Annotated in this window: 20 protein-coding genes and 1 tRNA gene; 7 read left to right on the top strand and 14 right to left on the bottom strand. The window is 71.5% G+C overall.

The window, feature by feature from the left end:
- Positions 1-2: 2 nt before the first annotated feature.
- The 7 genes from nuoE to AC0NZQ_RS04685 form a co-directional block, all read right to left on the bottom strand.
- Positions 3-941 (bottom strand): NADH-quinone oxidoreductase subunit NuoE, encoded by a 939-nt coding sequence (gene nuoE, locus AC0NZQ_RS04715; RefSeq protein WP_474528489.1) that lies wholly within the window; start codon positions 939-941, stop codon positions 3-5.
- Positions 941-2,269: an NADH-quinone oxidoreductase subunit D gene (locus tag AC0NZQ_RS04710; RefSeq protein WP_474528488.1), complete on the bottom strand. Its 1,329-nt coding sequence runs from the start codon at positions 2,267-2,269 to the stop codon at positions 941-943. Before AC0NZQ_RS04710 ends, nuoE begins: the two co-directional genes overlap by 1 nt.
- Positions 2,266-3,018 (bottom strand): NADH-quinone oxidoreductase subunit C, encoded by a 753-nt coding sequence (locus tag AC0NZQ_RS04705; RefSeq protein ID WP_474528487.1) that lies wholly within the window; start codon positions 3,016-3,018, stop codon positions 2,266-2,268. The genes AC0NZQ_RS04710 and AC0NZQ_RS04705 overlap by 4 nt, the downstream gene beginning before the upstream one ends.
- A gap of 79 nt (positions 3,019-3,097) precedes the next feature.
- Positions 3,098-3,637, bottom strand: a complete 540-nt coding sequence (locus tag AC0NZQ_RS04700; RefSeq protein WP_474528485.1) for a NuoB/complex I 20 kDa subunit family protein — start codon at positions 3,635-3,637, stop codon at positions 3,098-3,100.
- A gap of 87 nt (positions 3,638-3,724) precedes the next feature.
- Positions 3,725-4,087, bottom strand: coding sequence for an NADH-quinone oxidoreductase subunit A (locus AC0NZQ_RS04695; protein WP_474528484.1), 363 nt, complete (start codon positions 4,085-4,087; stop codon positions 3,725-3,727).
- A 93-nt stretch (positions 4,088-4,180) separates the two neighbouring features.
- Positions 4,181-5,500 carry a geranylgeranyl reductase family protein gene (locus tag AC0NZQ_RS04690; RefSeq protein ID WP_474528483.1) on the bottom strand — a complete coding sequence of 440 codons (1,320 nt, stop codon included), beginning with the start codon at positions 5,498-5,500 and terminating at the stop codon, positions 4,181-4,183.
- Positions 5,501-5,669: 169 nt separating this feature from the next.
- A complete protein-coding gene (locus tag AC0NZQ_RS04685; RefSeq protein ID WP_474528482.1) occupies positions 5,670-7,187 on the bottom strand; it encodes an MFS transporter in 1,518 nt (505 codons plus the stop codon).
- Positions 7,188-7,295: 108 nt separating this feature from the next.
- On the opposite strand from AC0NZQ_RS04685, the gene AC0NZQ_RS04680 reads away from it, so the two are divergent.
- Positions 7,296-8,315 (top strand): Lrp/AsnC family transcriptional regulator, encoded by a 1,020-nt coding sequence (locus tag AC0NZQ_RS04680; protein WP_474528480.1) that lies wholly within the window; start codon positions 7,296-7,298, stop codon positions 8,313-8,315.
- Here the strand turns inward: AC0NZQ_RS04680 and AC0NZQ_RS04675 are convergent.
- Positions 8,308-8,667: an FKBP-type peptidyl-prolyl cis-trans isomerase gene (locus tag AC0NZQ_RS04675; RefSeq protein ID WP_474528479.1), complete on the bottom strand. Its 360-nt coding sequence runs from the start codon at positions 8,665-8,667 to the stop codon at positions 8,308-8,310. The genes AC0NZQ_RS04680 and AC0NZQ_RS04675 overlap by 8 nt on opposite strands.
- A 47-nt stretch (positions 8,668-8,714) precedes the next feature.
- Here AC0NZQ_RS04675 and AC0NZQ_RS04670 point away from each other — a divergent pair, with 47 nt between their 5' ends.
- The 5 genes from AC0NZQ_RS04670 (at position 8,715) to AC0NZQ_RS04650 (ending at position 11,613) form a co-directional block, all read left to right on the top strand.
- Complete coding sequence (locus AC0NZQ_RS04670) at positions 8,715-9,152, top strand: GNAT family N-acetyltransferase (protein ID WP_474528478.1); 438 nt, start codon at positions 8,715-8,717, stop codon at positions 9,150-9,152.
- A gap of 26 nt (positions 9,153-9,178) precedes the next feature.
- Positions 9,179-9,955, top strand: a complete 777-nt coding sequence (locus AC0NZQ_RS04665) for a L,D-transpeptidase family protein (RefSeq protein WP_474528477.1) — start codon at positions 9,179-9,181, stop codon at positions 9,953-9,955.
- Entirely contained in the window at positions 9,952-10,368 is a 417-nt protein-coding gene (locus AC0NZQ_RS04660; RefSeq protein ID WP_474528476.1) for a cupin domain-containing protein, read from the top strand. The genes AC0NZQ_RS04665 and AC0NZQ_RS04660 overlap by 4 nt, the downstream gene beginning before the upstream one ends.
- A gap of 73 nt (positions 10,369-10,441) precedes the next feature.
- Positions 10,442-10,738 (top strand): STAS domain-containing protein, encoded by a 297-nt coding sequence (locus tag AC0NZQ_RS04655; RefSeq protein ID WP_474528475.1) that lies wholly within the window; start codon positions 10,442-10,444, stop codon positions 10,736-10,738.
- Entirely contained in the window at positions 10,735-11,613 is an 879-nt protein-coding gene (locus AC0NZQ_RS04650; protein ID WP_474529421.1) for an ROK family protein, read from the top strand. Before AC0NZQ_RS04655 ends, AC0NZQ_RS04650 begins: the two co-directional genes overlap by 4 nt.
- Before the next feature lie 4 nt (positions 11,614-11,617).
- Here AC0NZQ_RS04650 and AC0NZQ_RS04645 read toward each other — a convergent pair.
- Positions 11,618-11,693: transfer RNA gene (locus AC0NZQ_RS04645), tRNA-Thr, on the bottom strand.
- Positions 11,694-11,878: 185 nt separating this feature from the next.
- Between AC0NZQ_RS04645 and AC0NZQ_RS04640 the strand changes: the two genes are divergently transcribed.
- A complete protein-coding gene (locus AC0NZQ_RS04640) occupies positions 11,879-12,670 on the top strand; it encodes a glycerophosphodiester phosphodiesterase (protein ID WP_474528474.1) in 792 nt (263 codons plus the stop codon).
- A 9-nt stretch (positions 12,671-12,679) separates the two neighbouring features.
- On the opposite strand, the gene AC0NZQ_RS04635 is transcribed toward AC0NZQ_RS04640, so the two are convergent.
- From AC0NZQ_RS04635 to AC0NZQ_RS04615, 5 genes are read right to left on the bottom strand one after another with little or no spacing between them, the layout of a single operon-like run.
- Positions 12,680-13,495, bottom strand: a complete 816-nt coding sequence (locus AC0NZQ_RS04635; protein ID WP_474529420.1) for a PSP1 domain-containing protein — start codon at positions 13,493-13,495, stop codon at positions 12,680-12,682.
- Position 13,496: 1 nt separating this feature from the next.
- The gene (locus tag AC0NZQ_RS04630) at positions 13,497-14,690 is read right to left on the bottom strand and encodes a DNA polymerase III subunit delta' (RefSeq protein WP_474528473.1); all 1,194 of its coding nucleotides are present in this window, start codon (positions 14,688-14,690) and stop codon (positions 13,497-13,499) included.
- Positions 14,687-15,217: a MarR family winged helix-turn-helix transcriptional regulator gene (locus tag AC0NZQ_RS04625; protein ID WP_474528472.1), complete on the bottom strand. Its 531-nt coding sequence runs from the start codon at positions 15,215-15,217 to the stop codon at positions 14,687-14,689. The genes AC0NZQ_RS04630 and AC0NZQ_RS04625 overlap by 4 nt, the downstream gene beginning before the upstream one ends.
- A 41-nt stretch (positions 15,218-15,258) precedes the next feature.
- Positions 15,259-15,870 carry a dTMP kinase gene (gene tmk, locus AC0NZQ_RS04620; protein ID WP_474528471.1) on the bottom strand — a complete coding sequence of 204 codons (612 nt, stop codon included), beginning with the start codon at positions 15,868-15,870 and terminating at the stop codon, positions 15,259-15,261.
- On the bottom strand, positions 15,867-17,942 hold the full coding sequence (locus tag AC0NZQ_RS04615; RefSeq protein ID WP_474528470.1) for a bifunctional MFS transporter/dTMP kinase: 2,076 nt from the start codon (positions 17,940-17,942) through the stop codon (positions 15,867-15,869). The genes tmk and AC0NZQ_RS04615 overlap by 4 nt, the downstream gene beginning before the upstream one ends.
- Positions 17,943-17,954: the final 12 nt, after the last annotated feature.

Genomic DNA, 17,954 nt, shown 5'->3' with positions numbered 1-17,954 from the left:
GATCAGTCCCCCTTCTCGGTCTGGCCGGCGGGCTTGGTGGTGTTCGCGCTGTCCGACTCGGCGGTCTCGAGCGGGGCATCGCTCTCGCTCGGGCCCTCGGTCTGGCCGCGCGTGACCTTGTCGGCGGCCTGCGCCTGTCCGCCGCCTGTGGAGCTGTCCACTGCGTAGGACGGCGCGGTCTCGCCCCGCTCGAGGGCGAGCTTGACGCCCGCCTCGCTGGGGGCGCCGCTGGCGGGGGCGTCCAGGTGTTCGTCAGCCTCGTCGAAGATGCCCGCGATCTGCCGCTCGATCTGCTTGAACGAGCAGAGCGGGGCGCCACGGGTCGGGTGCGGCCGCTCACCGGACTGCAGCTGACTCACCAGCGCGCGGGTGGAGCCGACCGTCTGGTTGTCGAAGAACTCGTAGTTCACGGTGACGACCGGCGCGTAGTCGCAGGCGGCGAGGCACTCGGCGTGCTCGATCGTGATCTTGCCGTCCGGCGTCGTCTGGTTGTTCTCGACGCCGAGCTGCTCCTTGACGGCCTCGAAGATCTCGTCGCCGCCGAGCATGCCGCAGAGCGTGTTGGTGCAGACGCTGACGAGGTACTCACCGGTGGGGTGCCGCTTGTACATCGTGTAGAAGGTCGCCACCGCCGCCACCTGGGCCTTGGTGATGCCGAGGATGTCGGAGCAGAAGGCGATGCCGTCCGGCGAGACGTAACCCTGCTCGGCCTGCACCAGGTGCAGCAGCGGCAGCAGCGCCGAGCGGGACTGTCCGGCCGGGTAGCGGGAGATCAGCTCGGCGGCGTCGGCGCGAGTCCGGTCGCTGAAGACCGACGGGTCGCCGGGGCGCTCGAGATTGATCACCGACGTCCGGAAGTTCGTCCGCTCGGAGGCCGAGTTGGTCGGCGCGGACGCCGGTGCGGCGCCGCCGAACGTCTCGTGCGTGTAGTCGGGGCTCATCAGCGGTCACACCCACCCATGACGGGGTCGATCGAGGCGACGGAGGCGATGACGTCGGCGACCTGGCCGCCGATCGACAGCGCCGCGACGCCCTGGAGGTTGATGAAGCTCGGCTCGCGGAAGTGCACGCGGTAGGGCCGGGTGCCGCCGTCGCTGACGACGTGGGCGCCCAGCTCGCCGCGCGGCGACTCGAGCTTCGAGTACACCTGACCCGGCGGTACGCGGAAGCCCTCGGTGACGAGCTTGAAGTGATGAATCAACGACTCCATCGACGTGTTCATGATCTTCTGCACGTGCTCGAGCGAGTTGCCCATGCCGTCGGGACCCAGCGCGAGCTTGGCGGGCCAGGCGATCTTCGGGTCGTCGTGCATCGTCTCGCCCGGCTCCAGCCGGTCGAGCACCTGCTCGATGATCTTGATCGACTCGTGCATCTCGGCCACGCGGACCACGAAGCGCGACCAGCAGTCGCCGCGGTCGTCGGTCGGGACCTCGAAGTCGAAGGTCTCGTAACCCAGGTACGGCTCGGTCTTGCGCAGGTCCCACGGCAGGCCGGCGGCGCGCAGCAGCGGCCCGGTGATGCCCAGCGAGATGCACCCCTCGACGCCGATCCAGCCGACGTCCTTGAGGCGGTTGATCCAGATGGGCTGGCCGCGCAGCAGGCGGTCGACGCCGAGCAGCTCCTCCTTCTGGCCCTTGAGGAACTCGCGGAAGATCTCCTCGTAACCGTCCGGGAGGTCCTGCGCGACGCCGCCGGGGCGGACGTAGGCGTTGTTCATGCGCAGGCCGGTGACGGCCTCGAAGACGTCCAGGCAGCGCTCGCGGGCCCGGAAGCCGTTGGTCATCGCGGTCAGCGCGCCGAGCTCCATGCCGCCGGTGGCGAGCCACACCCAGTGCGACGAGAGCCGGTTCAGCTCCATCATCAGCACGCGGATCAGCTGCGCGCGGGGCGGCGCCTCGATGCCGAGCAGCCGCTCGACACCCAGGCAGTAGGCCGTCTCGTTGAACATCGGCGAGAGGTAGTCCGCGCGGGTCAGGAAGGTGACGCCCTGCGTCCAGGTCCGGTACTCGGTGTTCTTCTCGATGCCGGTGTGCAGGTAGCCGATGACGACCCGGGCGTCGGTGACGGTCTCGCCCTCGAGCTCCAGCACCAGCCGCAGCACGCCGTGCGTGGACGGATGCTGCGGGCCCATGTTGATGACGAGCCGCTCGTCGGAGATCGGGTCAGTGCCGCCGAAGACCTGGTCCCAGTCGCCACCGGTGAGGTTGTAGACACGCCCCTCGGTCGTCGACCGTGACGGCGCGTACTCGTCGTTGCGAACGTTCGTCACTTGTAGGCCCTCCGGGTGTCCGGCGGGGGAATCGTCGCGCCCTTGTACTGCACGGGGATTCCGCCGAGGGGGTAGTCCTTGCGCTGCGGGTGGCCGTCCCAGTCGTCCGGCATGAGGATCCGGGTGAGGGCGGGGTGGCCGTCGTAGACGATGCCGAAGAGGTCCCAGGTCTCGCGTTCCTGCCAGTCGGCCGTCGGGTAGAGCGGCGTCAGGGACGGCACGTGCGGGTCGTCCACCGGCACCGCGACCTCGAGCCGCACCCGGCGGCGGTAGGTCATCGAGGTCAGGTGGGCCACTGAGTGCAGCCGGTTCACCGAGCCGAGGTAGTCGACACCGGAGACGCTGGAGCAGAGCTCGAAGCGCAGATTCTCGTCGTCGCGCAACGCGGTGGCGACGCCGATCAGGTGCTCGCGCGCGATGTAGAGGGTGAGCTCGCCGCGGTCGACGACGACCTTGAGCACGCCCTCGGCCGCCTGCGGATAGGCCTCGAAGAGGGCGTCCACGATCTCGTCGAAGTAGCTGCCGTACGGCCGCTCGGCGGTCGGCGGCGTCCAGGGCTCGCGGACCAGGCCGCCGAAGCCGGAGGTGTCGCCGCTGCCGGCGACACCGAACATGCCGTGCCGCTCGACGCCGTACGGCGAGTCGGCCTTGTAGGCGCTGCCCGTGCCCACGGTCGCGCGTGCGACGTCGGAGGCCGCCTGCTCGGGCGTGCTGTCCTCCGGGACGGGGCGCTCGGTCGGGCTACTCATTGACGTCCTCGCTTCGCTCCGGGCGCCAATGAGGCTCGAAGTTCACTGTGACCATGGTTCTTCGCGCAAGCGCTCATCACTAGCGGCCGTACTTGTACGAGGAGGGCACCAGTTCGACCTTCTGGTCGGCCAGCTTGGCAGCACGCTTCGGGCCGAGCGGCTCGTTCATGATCTTGTGGTGCAGCTTGAGCACCGCGTCGATGAGCATCTCCGGCCGCGGCGGGCAGCCGGGCAGGTACATGTCCACCGGGACGACGTGGTCGACGCCCTGCACGATCGCGTAGTTGTTGAACATGCCACCGCTGGAGGCGCAGACACCCATGGCGAGCACCCACTTGGGCTCGGGCATCTGGTCGTAGATCTGCCGCAGCACCGGCGCCATCTTCTGGCTCACCCGGCCGGCGACGATCATGAGGTCGGCCTGTCGCGGCGACGGCCGGAAGACCTCCATGCCGAAGCGGCCGGAGTCGAAGCGCGGCGCCCCGAACGTCATCATCTCGATGGCGCAGCAGGCCAGCCCGAAGGTGGCCGGCCAGAGGGACGACTTGCGCGTCCAGTTGACGAGTTTCTCGACGGAGGCGAGCAGGACGCCGTCCGGAAGTTTTTCCTCTAGACCCATGTCAGTCCTCGCTTCGCTCCGGGCTGACACGGGGCCCGAAATTGACTGCGTCGATTGGTTCGCTCACTTCGTTCGCTCACTGGATTCTCAGTCCCAGTCCAGTCCACCGCGACGCCAGACGTAGGCGTAGGCGGAGAACACGACGACGATGAACAGGATGATCTCGACGAGGCCGAAGAGCCCCAGCGACTTGTTCGATACCGCGTACGGGTACAAGAAGATGATCTCGATGTCGAAGACGATGAAGAGCATCGCCGTCAGGAAGTACTTGATCGGGAACCGCTGCGGACCCCGCGGCTGCGGCGTCGGCTCGATGCCGCACTCGTAGAAGTCGAGCTTGGCCTTGTTGTAGCGACGCGGTCCGGTGAACGGCGCGATGGCCACCGAGAAGAACGCGAACGCGAACGCCAGCGCGAACAGCAGGACGATCGGCAGATAGGGCGCGAGCATCTAGCGCTGCACTCCCTTCGACAACAGACAGATTGGGCGCGTTTCACAGGCTATCCCCGCACCTGCACACCACTGGGGCTTAGGCATGCCTTATCACCGCACCGCGGGGGTGAGCTTGGTGAGGGTGGTGATCACCCGGTCCGACAGGTCCCGCTGCGAGACGTCCGACGGGTCGGTGAGGTTGGCGAGGAGTTTGAGCACGAAACGCATCAAACGCGGGTGCGGCAGCCCATGCCGGGTGCAGGCCCGCATCACCGCCGGGTTGCCGATGAGCTTCACGAAGACACCGCCGAGGCGGTAGTACGCGCCCCACTCCTCGCGCATCCGCACCGGGTACTGCTGCAGGGCACGTTCCCGGCCGGCGCCCTCGGGGCGGGCCAGGGCCTGGACCACGGCCTCGGCCGCGAACTTGCCCGACTCCATGGCGTAGGGGATGCCTTCGCCGTTGAACGGGTTCACCGAACCGCCGGAGTCGCCCACGATGAGCAGGCCGTCGACGTAGTGCGGGGTGCGGTTGAAGCCCATCGGCAGCGCCGCACCGCGGGTCGGGCAGGTGGCGTTCTCCTCCCGCAACCCCCACTCCTCGGGAGTGTTGTCCAGCCAGCGGGTGAGCATGGCGCGGTAGTCGGTCTTGCCGAAGCCAGCGCTGGAGTTCAGCACACCGAGGCCGGCGTTGACCGTCCCGTCGCCCATGCCGAAGATCCAGCCGTAGCCGGGCAGCAGCTGCGACTCGTTGGGCTTGCCGTCCCAGAGCTCCAGCCAGGACTCGAGGTAGTCGTCGTGGGTCTTGGGGCTGGTGTAGTACCGGCGCACCGCCACGCCCAGCGGCCGCTTGTCGTTGCGGTGGACGCCGAGCTTCTGGGCCAGCTTGCCGCTGACACCCTCACAGGTGAGCACGAGCGGCGCGCGGAAGCTGACCGGCTGCTTGTCCGTCGTCTTGCCGGTGACGCCCACGACGCGACCGTTCTCGACGATCGGGTCGGTGATGCTGGTGTTGTCGTAGAGCCGGGCACCGGCCTTGACGGCTTGGTTGGCCAGCATCGCGTCGAGGTCCGCGCGGGGGCGGACGAGCCCGAAGGGCGGGAAGCTGGTGAGCTCGGGCCAGTCCAGGTGAAGCCGCTGCCCGCCGCCGATGACGCGCAGCCCGCGGTTGTGCAGCCAGCCGTTGGCCTCGCTGACGTCGATACCCATGTCGACCAGCGCCCGCGTCCCGCGGGGGGTCAGCCCGTCGCCGCAGACCTTCTCGCGGGGGAAGGAGGTCTTCTCGACGAGCGCAACGTCCAGACCGGCCGTCGCCAGCCAGTACGCGGCACTGCTGCCCGCCGGGCCGGCGCCGACGACCACGACGTCCGCGGTGTTCGCGGAGTCGGCGGCCTCGGTGTCGGGACGGACGGCGGCGGTCGGCACGGACATGCACGGCTCCTGCGCGGCTCGGAAGACTTTGTGAACGCATTCACGAGCGTTCGGTCTCACTCTACGCCGCGTCTCAGCGTGGTCGGACCCTGCTCCGCGCCCACATCCGGCGACGCCGCGGCGTCATTCGAGCCCGTCTGCGAGCCGCGGCGTCGCCGGAGGTGGGTGGTCAGGCGGTGGCGAGCTCCGGGGTGGCGTCGCTCCGCTCGGGCTGCCGTGCCGGGCGGACCAGGAACAGCACCGCGAGGCCGGCGACGACGCCGAGCAGGCCGCTGACCAGCAGGGTCCACTGCACTCCCCCGACGCTTGCGGCGTGGACGGCGTCGGTCAGGCTCTGGCGCACCGACTCCGGAGCGGCCGAGACGACGGCGCGGGCCTGGCCGCCGGAGACCGCCTGGCCCACGGCGTCGGGCGCCGGGACGCCACGCTCGGAGAGGACGTGCGACGCCCGCGCCGCGCAGACCGAGCCCAGCGCGGCGATGCCGAGGGCGAAGCCGAGCTGCCGAGCGGTGTTCACGGCACCGGCGGCCATGCCGCCACGCTGGATGGGCACGGCCCCCATCGCTGCCGAGCTGAGCGTCGGGGTGGCCAGCCCGACCCCGATCCCGATGAGGACGAAGCCGGGGACCAGCGCGGGCCAGCCGGCGCCGCCGTGGACCAGGGCGAAGCCGACCAGACCACCGGCACCGATCAGCAGCAGTCCGCCACCGATCACCGGGCCGGGGGCGATGTCATGCAGGAAGCGTCCGATGCCGGCCGAGACGGCGAAGGAGGCCAGCGAGAGCGGCAGGCCGGTCAACCCGGCCTCGATCGGGCTCAGACCCTGCACCGACTGCAGCCAAATGGTGGTGTACGTCAGCGCCGCGAACGCCGCGAGGCTGACGGCGAAGGCGGCCAGCAGCACACCGCTGAACGAGCGGTTCCGGAGCAGGTCGAGATCCAGCATCGGGCTGGCGAGGCGCCGCTCGACGACCGCGAAGACGAGCAGGAAGATCGGCGCGGCGACCAGCCAGCCCCAGCTGCCGAAGGCACCCCAACCCTGCTCGTTGGACTCGATGAGGCCGTAGGTGAGCGAGGCAGCGGCGCCGGTGAACAGGACGATGCCGGCGAGGTCGACGCGGGCGCGGACCGGGGCCTGGGTGTCGCTGAGCACGGCGAGGCAGAGCGCGACGGCGACGACGCTCACCGGCAGGTTGACGAAGAAGATCCATCGCCACGAGACGCCCTGGGTGAGCAGTCCGCCCAGGATCGGGCCGATCGCCGCGGAGGCGCCGGCCACCGCACCCCACATGCCGTAGGCGACGCCGCGGTCGCGGCCCTGGTAGTTGCTGTTGAGCAGGGCGAAGGTCGTCGCGAACATGGCGGCCGCGCCGAGGCCCTGCACCGCCCGGGCGGCGATGAGAGCGCCGGCGTTCGGCGCGAGGCCGCAGACCAGCGACGCGACGGCGAAGAGCAGCAGGCCGGCCACGTAGGCGCGGCGGTGGCCGACGAGGTCGGCGATCGAGCCGGTGCCGAGCACCAGCGCGGCGAGGACGAGGGCATAGGCGTCCACAACCCACTGCAGAGACGCGAACGAGGTGTCGAGATCGGTGACCATGTCCGGCAGCGCGACGTTCACGATCGTCACGTCGATGAGGAGCATGAAGGTGCCGAGGCAGACGGTCAGCAGGGGCAGCCACTTACGCATGAGGGGTTCTCACTTTCCGGGTGCGAGTTCGCTGCCACTGTGAACCCCGGGTCTGACACACAGGAGCGTCTGCGGCGATGGCCGCAGGCATCCGCCATCATTGGCGACGTGTTGCAGGAATCCGCCGACATCGACGCCGCTGACGCTCAGATCATTCGAGTGTTGCAACTGTCGCCGCGCATTCCGTTCCGCCGGGCCGCCGACATCCTGGGGCTTTCGGAGCAGACCGTGGCACGCCGGTATCGCCGGCTGGTCCGCGACGGCGTCATCCGGGTGACGGCGGTGCTGCGTCCGACCGCCTTCGGGCAGACCAACTGGGCGCTCCGGGTCAAGTGCCGGCCCAGCGGCTCCGCCTCGCTCGCCCGAGCGCTCGCCCAGCGCGACGACGTCAGCTGGGTCACGGTGACCTCGGGCGGCGCCGAGGTCGTCTGCGTGCTGCGGGCCCGCTCCCGCGAATCCCGCGACGACCTGCTGATGCAGCGGCTGCCCCGCTCGGCGCCGGTGCTGGACATCAGCGCGGCGATGCTGCTGCACCGCTTCGTCGGGCCGGGACAGAGCCCGTCGGACGACTGGGCCGAGCTGGCGGGGGTACTCGACGACGAGCAGCACCGCGCGGTGACACAGACGATGACGCTGATCCCCTGCGCGGAGGACCGGAGGATGGAGTTCCGACCCGGCGACACCGAGCTTCTCGAGGTCCTCGCGCGCGACGGCCGGGCACCGCTCTCTGCCCTGGCCGCGGCGGCGGGGACGACGGAGACGAGCGCGGCGCGAAGGCTCCGCGCCCTCGTCGCCGAGGGTGCCGCCTACCTGGACGTCGACATCGCGACCCGGGCGCTGGGGCTGGAGGTGTCGGCGCTGCTCTGGCTCGCCGTCCCGCCGGCGCACCTGCACGAGGCCGGGTCACGCCTGGCGGCCTGCCCCGAGGTCGGCTTCGCCGGAGCGATCACCGGCGCGCAGAACCTGATGGCGAGCGTGGTCTGCCGCGACATCGAGCACCTGTACCGCTTCGCCACCGATCAGGTGGGTGCGATCCCCGGCGTGCAGGCGTTGGCGATCAGCCCGGTGTCCCGGCAGATCAAGCAGGCCGACGCCCTCGTCGAGGAGGACCGGCTGGCGGTTACTTGACGTCGAGCAGGTCGATGACGAAGACCAGCGTCTTGCCCGACAGTCGGTGGCCCGCCCCGGCGGGACCGTAGGCCTTGGCCGGCGGGATGGTGAGCTGGCGGCGACCGCCGACCTTCATGCCGGGGATGCCCTCCTGCCAGCCCTGGATGAGCCCCTGCAGCGGGAACTCGATCGACTGGCCGCGGTTCCACGAGGCGTCGAACTCCTCGCCCGTCTCGAACTCGACACCGACGTAGTGCACCTCGACGCGGTCGCCCGGCTGGGCCTCCGCGCCGTCGCCGACGGTGATGTCGGAGATGGTGAGGTCGGCCGGCGGCTCGCCGCCCGGGTACTCGATCACAGGCTTGGTCATGACTCCCATCCAACACGACGGCGATACGACGGCGATACGGTGACGGCGTGGACGTCCGTGATGCCGTGCTGACCGACCTGGACGCGGCGACGCTCTACCGGATCGTGGCACTGCGGTCGGAGGTCTTCGTCCTGGAACAGGACTGTGCCTACCTCGACCCCGACGGCCGCGATCTCGAGCCCGACGCGCGGCAGCTGTGGATCGAGGAGGCGGGCGAGGTCGTGGCGACGCTGCGGCTGCTCACCGAGCCCGACGGCGTGCTGCGGATCGGCCGGGTCGCGACCGCCGCGGCGGCGCGGGGCCGCGGGTTGGCGGCCGCGCTGATGTGGCGAGCCCTCGAGCTCGTCGGCGACCGCGAGGCGGTCCTCGGTGCGCAGGCGCACCTTTACGACTGGTACGCGCGCTTCGGCTTCGTCCGCGACGGCGCCGACTACGACGAGGACGGTATCCCGCACACCCCGATGCGGCGGCCCGCGAGCACCTAGACTTCACCGGACCGAGAGGGGCTGACATGCCGACCACACGATCCGGCGCGGTACTGGCGGTGGCGGGCACGCTGCTGGCCGGCGGACTGGCGGTGGCGAGCCCGGCCACGGCTGCTCCCGCGCCCCGCGCGATCGCGAGCTCGCCGAACGGCGCCTACCAGGCGCAGCTGTCCCGGGGCCGGCTGGTGATCGCCACGAAGGCCGGGCGGACGGTGTGGGCCAGCGGCCGCACGTCCACCGGGGCCACGTCCGTCCAGCTCGATCGCAGTGGCAACCTCCGGCTGACCGACGGCCGGCGGACGTACTGGTCCTCACGGACGGCCGGCGCGGGCCGGGTCCGGCTGACTCTCGGCAACGACGGAGTCCTCGCGCTGCGAGCCGCGCGCTTGCTGGTGTGGAACACGCGCACCGGCAACGCGTGCCCCCGCGGCGGCGGGAAGACGTTCGTCGTCGACATCAGCTCGCAGTTCGCGCGGATGTGCTCGAACGGAAACCAGATCCGTGCCACCTACGTCACCACCGGCGCCAGGAGCACCGCGACGCCGACGGGTCGGTGGCGCGTCTACGCCAAGCATCGCAACGCCACGCTCCGGCCGAGCACGGGCGGCGCGTTCAAGGTGAAGTACTGGGTGCCCTTCTACCGCGGCTACGGCATGCACGATGCGCCGTGGCAGACGTTCGCCTACGGCAGCAGCAAGTACCGGACCGCCGGGTCCCACGGCTGCGTCCGGACGCCGCTGCGCGCCGTCGCGTTCCTCTACCGCTGGGTCGACGTCGGGACGCGCGTCGTCGTGAAGCGATGACCGCCGATCCGGTCGGCCTCGATCCCGCCGCTCTCGGCATGCAGCCGCATCCCGAGGGCGGGTGGTATCGCGAGACCTGGCGGCACGACGAGACGCTGCAGACTCCGCGCGGTCCGCGCGCCCTGGCCACCTGCGTCGCCTTCCTGCTCGAGCCCGGTCAGGTGAGCGCGTGGCACCGGGTGGCCTCGGCCGAGCTCTGGCTCTGGCAGGGCGGTGGTCCGGTGACGCTCACCCTCGGCGGCACCGGATCGACCCCGATCGCCGCCGCGGAGCACACACTCTCGGTCGGCGGGCAGCAGCTCGTGGCGCCGGAGGAGTGGCAGACCGCCCGTCCGGCCGGTGACGAGGCGGTGCTGGTGGCGTGCGTGGTCAGTCCGGGCTTCGTCTTCGCCGACTTCACGCTGGCCGAATGAAGGACATTCGACCCTGTCGGACGCCGTCCCCCGGCCCTGTCCGGGGGATTCCCGGACCGTTAGTGTCGATCAAGTGAGTTCGCCTCGTGTCACTACAGTCCACCTCGCGGGTGAGATCGACATCCGTACGGCTTCGGATGCCCAGACCAAGGTGACCGATGCCCTCACCGCCGAGAAGCCCGACGTCCTGGTCGTCGACCTCGAACAGGTCAGCTTCCTCGACTCCGTCGGCATCGGCTTCCTCGTCGGCCTGAACCAGCAGGCGCAGGACGTCGGCGTCTCGCTGCGCCTGCGCAACCTGCAGCACCAGGTCCAGCGCGTCCTCGCCGCCACCGGCCTGGTGGGTGTCCTCCAGGTCGAGGAGTCCTGACCCCGCAGCTCGTCCCCGTCCTCGAGATCGGGGGCACGCACGTCACCGCGGCCGCGGTCGACCCGGCGGGTCCGGAGGTCGCCGAGAGCACCACCCTGGGCCTGGCCGGACTCACCTCCGCAGCCGAGCTGCTCGACCGCTTCGCCGAGGCGATGTCGACGGTGCGGGTCGAGTCAACGAGCTGGGGCGCGGCCGTGCCCGGCCCCTTCGACTATCGGACCGGCGTCGGGCGCTACCACGGCGTGGGCAAGTTCGAGTCGCTCAACGGGGTCGACGTCGGTGTCGCGTTGCGCGAGCGACTGGGCGCGCGCGCCACCTCGATCCGCTTCGTCAACGACGCTGACGCCGCACTGCTGGGCGAGGTCGCGGCCGGACGGTGCGCCGGTCACCGACGCTGCGTCGGCATCACCCTCGGCACCGGCGTCGGCTCGGCGTTCGTCGTCGACGGCCGGCTCGTCAACTCCGGTCCGGGGGTTCCGCGCGACGCCGAGGTTTACACGCTGACCCGCGACGGCGTGCCACTGGAGGAGATCATGTCGCGACGCGCCCTGCTGCGCGGCTACGCGGGGCGGGTACCGACGGCGACCGGGTACGACGTCCGCGAGATCGCCGAGCTCGCCCGCGGCGGCGACCCCGTCGCCGCCGAGGTCATCACCGGCGCGCTCACCGGACTCTGCGAGGTGCTGCGACCGTCGCTGCGGGACTTCGGCGCCACCGCCCTCGTCGTCGGCGGCTCGATCGCGCGGTCCTGGGACCTCGTCGCGCCCGCACTGCGGGCGGGGCTGGACGACTCGGTCGAGCTCATCCGCTCGCCGGACTCCGAGCGGGCCGCGCTCCTCGGCGCCGCCGCGGTGGCCGGCGCAGGCGCCGACTGAAGGATGGAGCCGCCTCGGGGAATCGAACCCCGGACAACCTCATTACGAGTGAGGTGCTCTGCCGACTGAGCTAAGGCGGCGTGCGCGGGTCGAGCCGCACGCGGTTGCCGAGTCTATCGGGTCGACGCCACCGGCAGCAGCCGGGAGGGGCGCAGCGGAAACAGCGGACGACCAGCACGGGACGCTGGGCTGCCCGGCGGCGAAGGTTGAGTGAACGCTGACCCGATGTGACGCATTCTCAGTGCCCACGTCCCACCCTGGACCGGTGAGCGCGCGTCATCCGTATCGCGACCGTCCCGGACCGCTGGCCGTCGCACACCGCGGCGGGGCAGGGCTGGCGGCCGAGAACACCCGCGAGGCCTTCGACCGGTCCTACGCCCTCGGCGTCCGCTACCTCGAGACCGACGTCCAGCGCACCGCCGACGGCCACCTCGTCGCCTTCCACGACTCCCGCGTTGATCGGGTGACCCCGGCGCACGGCCGGGTTCGCAGCCTCACCCTGGCCGACCTCACCCGGCTCCCCGTCCTCGGCGGCGGGACGGTGCTGCCGCTGACCGACCTGCTCGCCGGCTACCCCGGCGCCTGCTTCACCATCGACGTCAAGGATCCGGCCACCGTGCCGGCGCTGGCCGAACTGCTGCAGACCGGGGACCTCGCTCGGCGGGTCTGCGTCGCCGGGGCGCGCGGCTCGTGGCTGCGCAGCCTCGCCGAGGCGGTCGGCCCGGACCTCTCCACGGCGCTGTCGTGGCGTGAGCTCGCGCTGCTCACCTCGACCCGGTCCCGTCGCGCCTACGGGACGGCCGGCTTCGCGCACCTCCCGCTGCGGCTCGGGCGGATCCCGGTCTTCCGGGACGACCTCGTCGCCCGCGCCCACGACGCCGGCGTCCGCCTCGTCGTCTGGACGGTGAACGACGCCGACACCATGCACCGGCTGCTCGACCACGGCGTGGACGGCGTCATCACCGACCGTCCCGACCTGCTGCGCGAGGTCCTCATCGCGCGCGGGCAGTGGCACTCCCCCGACACCTACGGCGCGGACGAGCCGGTGCTGCGGTAACCATGCCGGCTACCGCGACTCGTAGGCCTTCCGGCTGCTGCAGACCGAGGCGAGGGCGCACGGGGTCCGGCGGCCGTCCGCGGCGAGCCTGACCACCACGTTCTCGCGGGGGACGTCGTGCCCGACGACGGTGCCGGGGCCGTCCGGGGTGTCGACCCGCTCCCCCACGGCCGGCGCCTGCTCGGCGAAGTCCTGGTACAGCGGGTGCTCGTACTTCAGGCAGCACATCAGCTTGCCGCAGGCGCCGGAGATGCGCATCGGGTTGGCGGGGAGGTCCTGGTCCTTGGCCATCCGCACGGTGACCGGCTCGAAGTCGACGAGGAAGGTGGAGCAGCAGAGTTCCCGACCGCAGCTGCCGACGCCGCCGGTGAGCCGCGCTTCGTCGCGGGCGGAGAGCTGCCGCAGCTCGACCCGGCCGTGCAAGGTCGCGGCGAGATCGCGTACCAGCGCGCGGAAGTCCACCCGCTGTGGCGCGGTGAAGTAGATCGTCGTCCGGTTCTCGGCCGCCACGTGATCGACGCCGACGACCTTCATGGGCAGCTCGTGCTCACGGATGAGCCGACGTGACGCCACCCGCGCGTGCGCCCGCCGGCGCCGGGAGGCGGCGGCCGCCTCGATATCGGCAGCCGTCGCCATTCCCACGAGTACCGGCAGTCCGGCCACGTCGTCGGCGACGTACTCCGGCGCCCAGGTCACCTGCGCCACTTCGGCGCCGTCGTCGGTCGGGTAGAGCACGTGATCGCCGACGGCGGGCGTGAGGGTGCCGGGGTCGGCGTAGTACAACCGTCCCTGCGGCTGGAACACCACCGCGCACATCATGGGCATGTCACTCACCCAACCGTAGCCGCGCGGTCATGGCCTCGACCGCGATGCGGGGCTTGACGTTCTCCTCGATCGCCTGCCGGCAGCCCAGGACGGCGTCGAGGCACCGCAGCACGGCGGGAGCGTCGAGGACGGCGGCGACTCTGTGCACGTCCCTGGAGAAATCGGGGTGGGCGGGCGCGACGGGCGAGCCGGCGAGCACGAGCAGGACGTCCCGGTAGAAGGCCGCGAGATCCACGAGGGCCCGGTCGAGGGCGTCGCGCTGCGTGCGGGTGGCACGGGACTTCTGCCGCCGCTCCAGCTCCTTCAGCACCCCGGCCGAGCCGCGGACGGAGGTGGCGACGCCCTTGCCGGTGGCGCCCTGCCCCAGCGCCACCTGCAGCTCCTCGGTCTCCACGCTGTCCCGCTCGGCCGAGAGCGCCTTCGCCTCGGCTTCGGCGGCGCCGACGAGGTGGTCGGCGGCCTCCAGGCAGGCACGTAGCGAGGTGAGCGAGGCCGGGATGGCCAGCACCTCAGCCCGTCGATCGCGGGCGTCGGCGTCACGGGCCAGGCGGCGCGACCGACCGACGTGGCCCTGCCCGGCGGCGGCGGCCCAGGTCGCGGTGTCGGCGTCGAAGCCTTCGGACCGGAGCACCCCGGCGACGGCCTCGGCCGAGGGCGTCCGCAGCGTGACCAGTCGGCAGCGCGATCGAATGGTGACCATGACGTCGTCAGGATGCAGCGACGGTGCGCAGAGCAGGAAGACCGTCCGCGGCGGCGGCTCCTCGATCGCCTTGAGGATGGCGTTGGAGGCCTGCTCGGTGAGCCGGTCGGCGTCCTCGATGACGATCACCTGCCAGCGGCCGAGCTGCGGCCGGCGGCTGGCGCGACTCACCGTCTCGCGCATGTCGGCGACGCTGATCGACAGCCCCTGCGGCACCACGGTGCGGACATCGGGGTGGGTGCGGGCGGCGACCGTCCGGCACTGCGCGCACTCGCCGCAGCCGTAGGCGCCCGTCCGCTCGCACTGCAGCGCGGCGGCGAAGGCGAGGGCCGCCACCGACCGGCCGGAACCGGCCGGCCCGGTGAAGAGCCACGCGTGCGTCATCGCACCGGCCGGGGCGGCGTCCCCGGCGGTCACCTGCGAGGCGGCCACGGCAGCCTGCCGCAGCGTGTCGACGGCCTCGTCCTGGCCGACGAGCTGCTCCCAGACGCTCATCGGCCCATTCTCGCCGACGCCCCCGACGACGGGTTGGTGGCGGCGAGGAGCAGCGTGCGCAGCGCCGCAGCGAGCGGACCGCGGGCGGTCTCGGGCAGCGGCGTCAGGAGCTCCCGCTCCGCCTCGAGCAGGCCGCGGAAGGCGTCGTCGACCAGCTCGCGGCCGGCGGGGGTGAGTGCGACGCGGACGAGCCTGCCGTCGGTGAGGTCCGGCGCCCGGGTGACGAGGCCACGCTCGGTGAGCCCGTCCAGCCGGCTGGTCATCGTCCCGGAGGTGACGTACGTCCGGGCTGCCAGCTCACCGGCGGTGAGCTGGAACGGCTCGCCTTCGCGCCGCAGCGCCGCCAGCACGTCGAACTCGTGGGTGCGCAGGCCGTGCCCGGCGAAGATGCGGGAGCGGCGCTCGGCCAGCAGGCCGGCGAGCCGGTCCAGCCGGGAGAGCACCTGCAGCGGCTCGACGTCCAGGTCGGGGCGTTCCCGCTGCCAGGCGGCGACGATCGCGTCGACCTCGTCCGCCGGCTCACCCATCACTCCATGCTCGCATATCTCTTGACGCCGAGAGAGTCTCGTCAGAGCCGGCGAGCGAGCTCCTGCTGCACCCGGGCGGCGAGGCTGTCGGCCTCCAGCGTGGCGTCGAGGACGAGATAGCGCGTCGGGTCGGCCGCCGCGAGGGCGAGGAAACCGGCCCGGACCGCACGATGGAACTCCAGCGACGCCGCCTCCAGCCGGTCGAGGCTCGCCCGCGCTCCCGCCCGCGCCAGCCCCACCTCCGGATCGAGATCCAGCAGGACGGTCAGGTGCGGCAGCAGCCCGCCGGTGGCCCACTCGGTGACCCCGCGGGCGCCGTCACCCAGCCCACGCCCGGCGCCCTGGTAGGCCAGCGTCGAGTCAACGAACCGGTCGGTGAGGACGACCTCGTCCCGTGCCAACGCCGGGACGATGACGGTGTCGACGTGGTGGGCCCGGTCCGCGGCGTAGATGAGCGTCTCGGCGCGCGGCGTGACATGGCCGTCAGGGTCGAGCAGCAGTCGGCGCAGCTCGGACCCCAGATCGGTGCCGCCGGGCTCGCGGGTCGTCACCACCTCGCGACCCCGCGCCCGCAGCCAGGCGGCGGCCCGCTGGATCTGGGTGGACTTGCCCGCGCCCTCCCCGCCTTCGAAGGCGACGAACAGCCCGGTCACGGGGTCGCGGCGGCGGGGTCGTCCTCGGCGGCTACCGCACCGGCCGGGGCGAGCAGGGAGGCCCGGGTGCGGACCAGCCGCTCCAACCGCTGCCGGACCGGCTCGGGCAGCACCTCGGGAGCGGCGACGGTGCAGCGCACCGTGCTGCCCGGGTGCGCCTCCAGCTCGTCGTCGTAGACGTGGCGCACGCCGTCGAGGTCGATGTCGCCGAACGCGCCGGCGAACCGGGAGATGTCGCCGACATCGACGATGACGCTGAGGTCCGCGCGCAGGTCACCTGTGCTCCACTGATTGACCTCGCGGATGCGGTCGGTGTCGGCCCCCCGGCCACCACCGTGGACGGCCAGCGACGTCAGCAGGAAGTGGTCGCAGACCACGACCTCACCGCGCTCCAGGGCGGGACGGATGAGCAGTGCGACGTGCTCGGCGCGGTCCGCGGCCGACAGCAACGCCGTCGTCTCCGGCTCGAGCGCGTGCACCTCCGGCGCGGCGAGCATCTCGGCGATCCGTCGCCCCGGCGCGGTGTTGCTCGGCTCGGCGGTCTCGACGACGACGAGGTTCAGCCCGCGGGCGGCCTCGGCGAGCAGAGCCGCGTAGCGGGAGGTGGCCTCCCGGTCGAGACCGTCCACCACGACGAGCAGGCCCGAGCGCTGGTCGGCATAGCGGACCGGTGCACTGGAGAGCACCCGCTGCCGCACGATGTCCCGGAGCCGCTTGCGCGACTGTCCGGCCCGCGACGTCGCGTAGAACGACACCGCCAGGGCGAGGACGCCGCCGAGCAGCAGCGTCAACCCCGGACCCGAGAAACGCAGCGACGAGGTCGCGCTCACCTTGAAGCGATGCGAGCCGATGAGGCCGGCCAGGACGGGGCCGACCGCGATCGTCAGCAGCAGCATGATCCGCACCGACGACAGCACGAACGAGAAGATGCGGCCGCGCAGCCGGTCGTCGACCTCGAGGCCGATCATCGTGTAGCCGATGATCCACGCCATGCCGGCGAAGAGGCCCACCAGCGCGGCGAAGACGGCGGCGAGGGTGAAGTCCCGGATGAGCGACATCGTCAGCAGCGACAGCCCCGCGGCGCCGATCGCCATGCCGAAGACCCGGCTGCGGGCATAGGACGGCAGCACCCGCGGCCCGACGAGCATGCCCACCGCCAGGCCGGTGAAGACCGTGCCGAACATAATCGAGTAGCCGGCGTCGCCGCCGCCGAGGGTCTGGACCCACAACTGCGCGACGCCGACGGTGAGACCTCCGGCGGCGAAGGCGCCGATGATGCCGACGTACAGCCCGCGGATGAGGTCGTTGCCGCGGACGTAGGAGATGCCCTCGCGCAGCAGTCCCGGGATGCTCTGTCCGCGTTCTCGCTCCGCCGGGACACCGGGGATGTCGTGCCGGCTGTAGAAGATGTTGGCGGCGCTGACGAAGAACGTCACGGTGTTGATCAGCAGCGCGATGACGATCGCGGCGTTCACGTCGCCGGGATCGACGGTCGACTTCTCGGTGATGAGCCGGTTGACGGCCGAGAGCAGGGCGAAGAGCCCCGCGGCGACGGGCACGGTGCCGTACACGGAGAAGAGCGAGATCTGGTTGGCCGTCGCCAGCAGCCGCTTCGGGACGACGGAGACCTGGATGACCTGCTTGCAGGGCTGGGTGAAGAGCCCGATCGCCTCGATGACGAACTGAGCGACGTAGAGCCAGATCAGGTTGTAGCCGAAGGCGATCGAGGCGTAGAGGATCCCCGCTGCGGTGTCACCGATGATGACGATCTTGCGACGGTCCAGCTTGTCGGCCACCGCTGCCGCGATGGGCCCGAAGAGCAGATCAGGGGCCAGCTTGACGAGGATGACGCCGGAGATGGCCGCCCCCTGCGCGAGCTTGGACTCCTCCCTCGTCAGCTGCTGGGCCAGCGCCGTGTTCGCGAGCAGCCCCAGCCAGTCACCGAGGCTGGAGAGCGTGATGGCCGCCCAGAGGCGCCGCACCACGGGGATGCGCGCGAGGGTCAGCAGCGCGTTCTCCCGCCGCGGCCGCGAGGTGCCGTCCGGACTGTCGGCCGACGACGCGGAGCTCACGTCACCGCCACG

Source organism: Jatrophihabitans sp. sgz311053 (genome assembly GCF_056135305.1).
The sequence above is the reverse complement of the archived record's forward strand: the minus strand, read 5'-3'. Positions and strand labels throughout refer to the sequence as shown.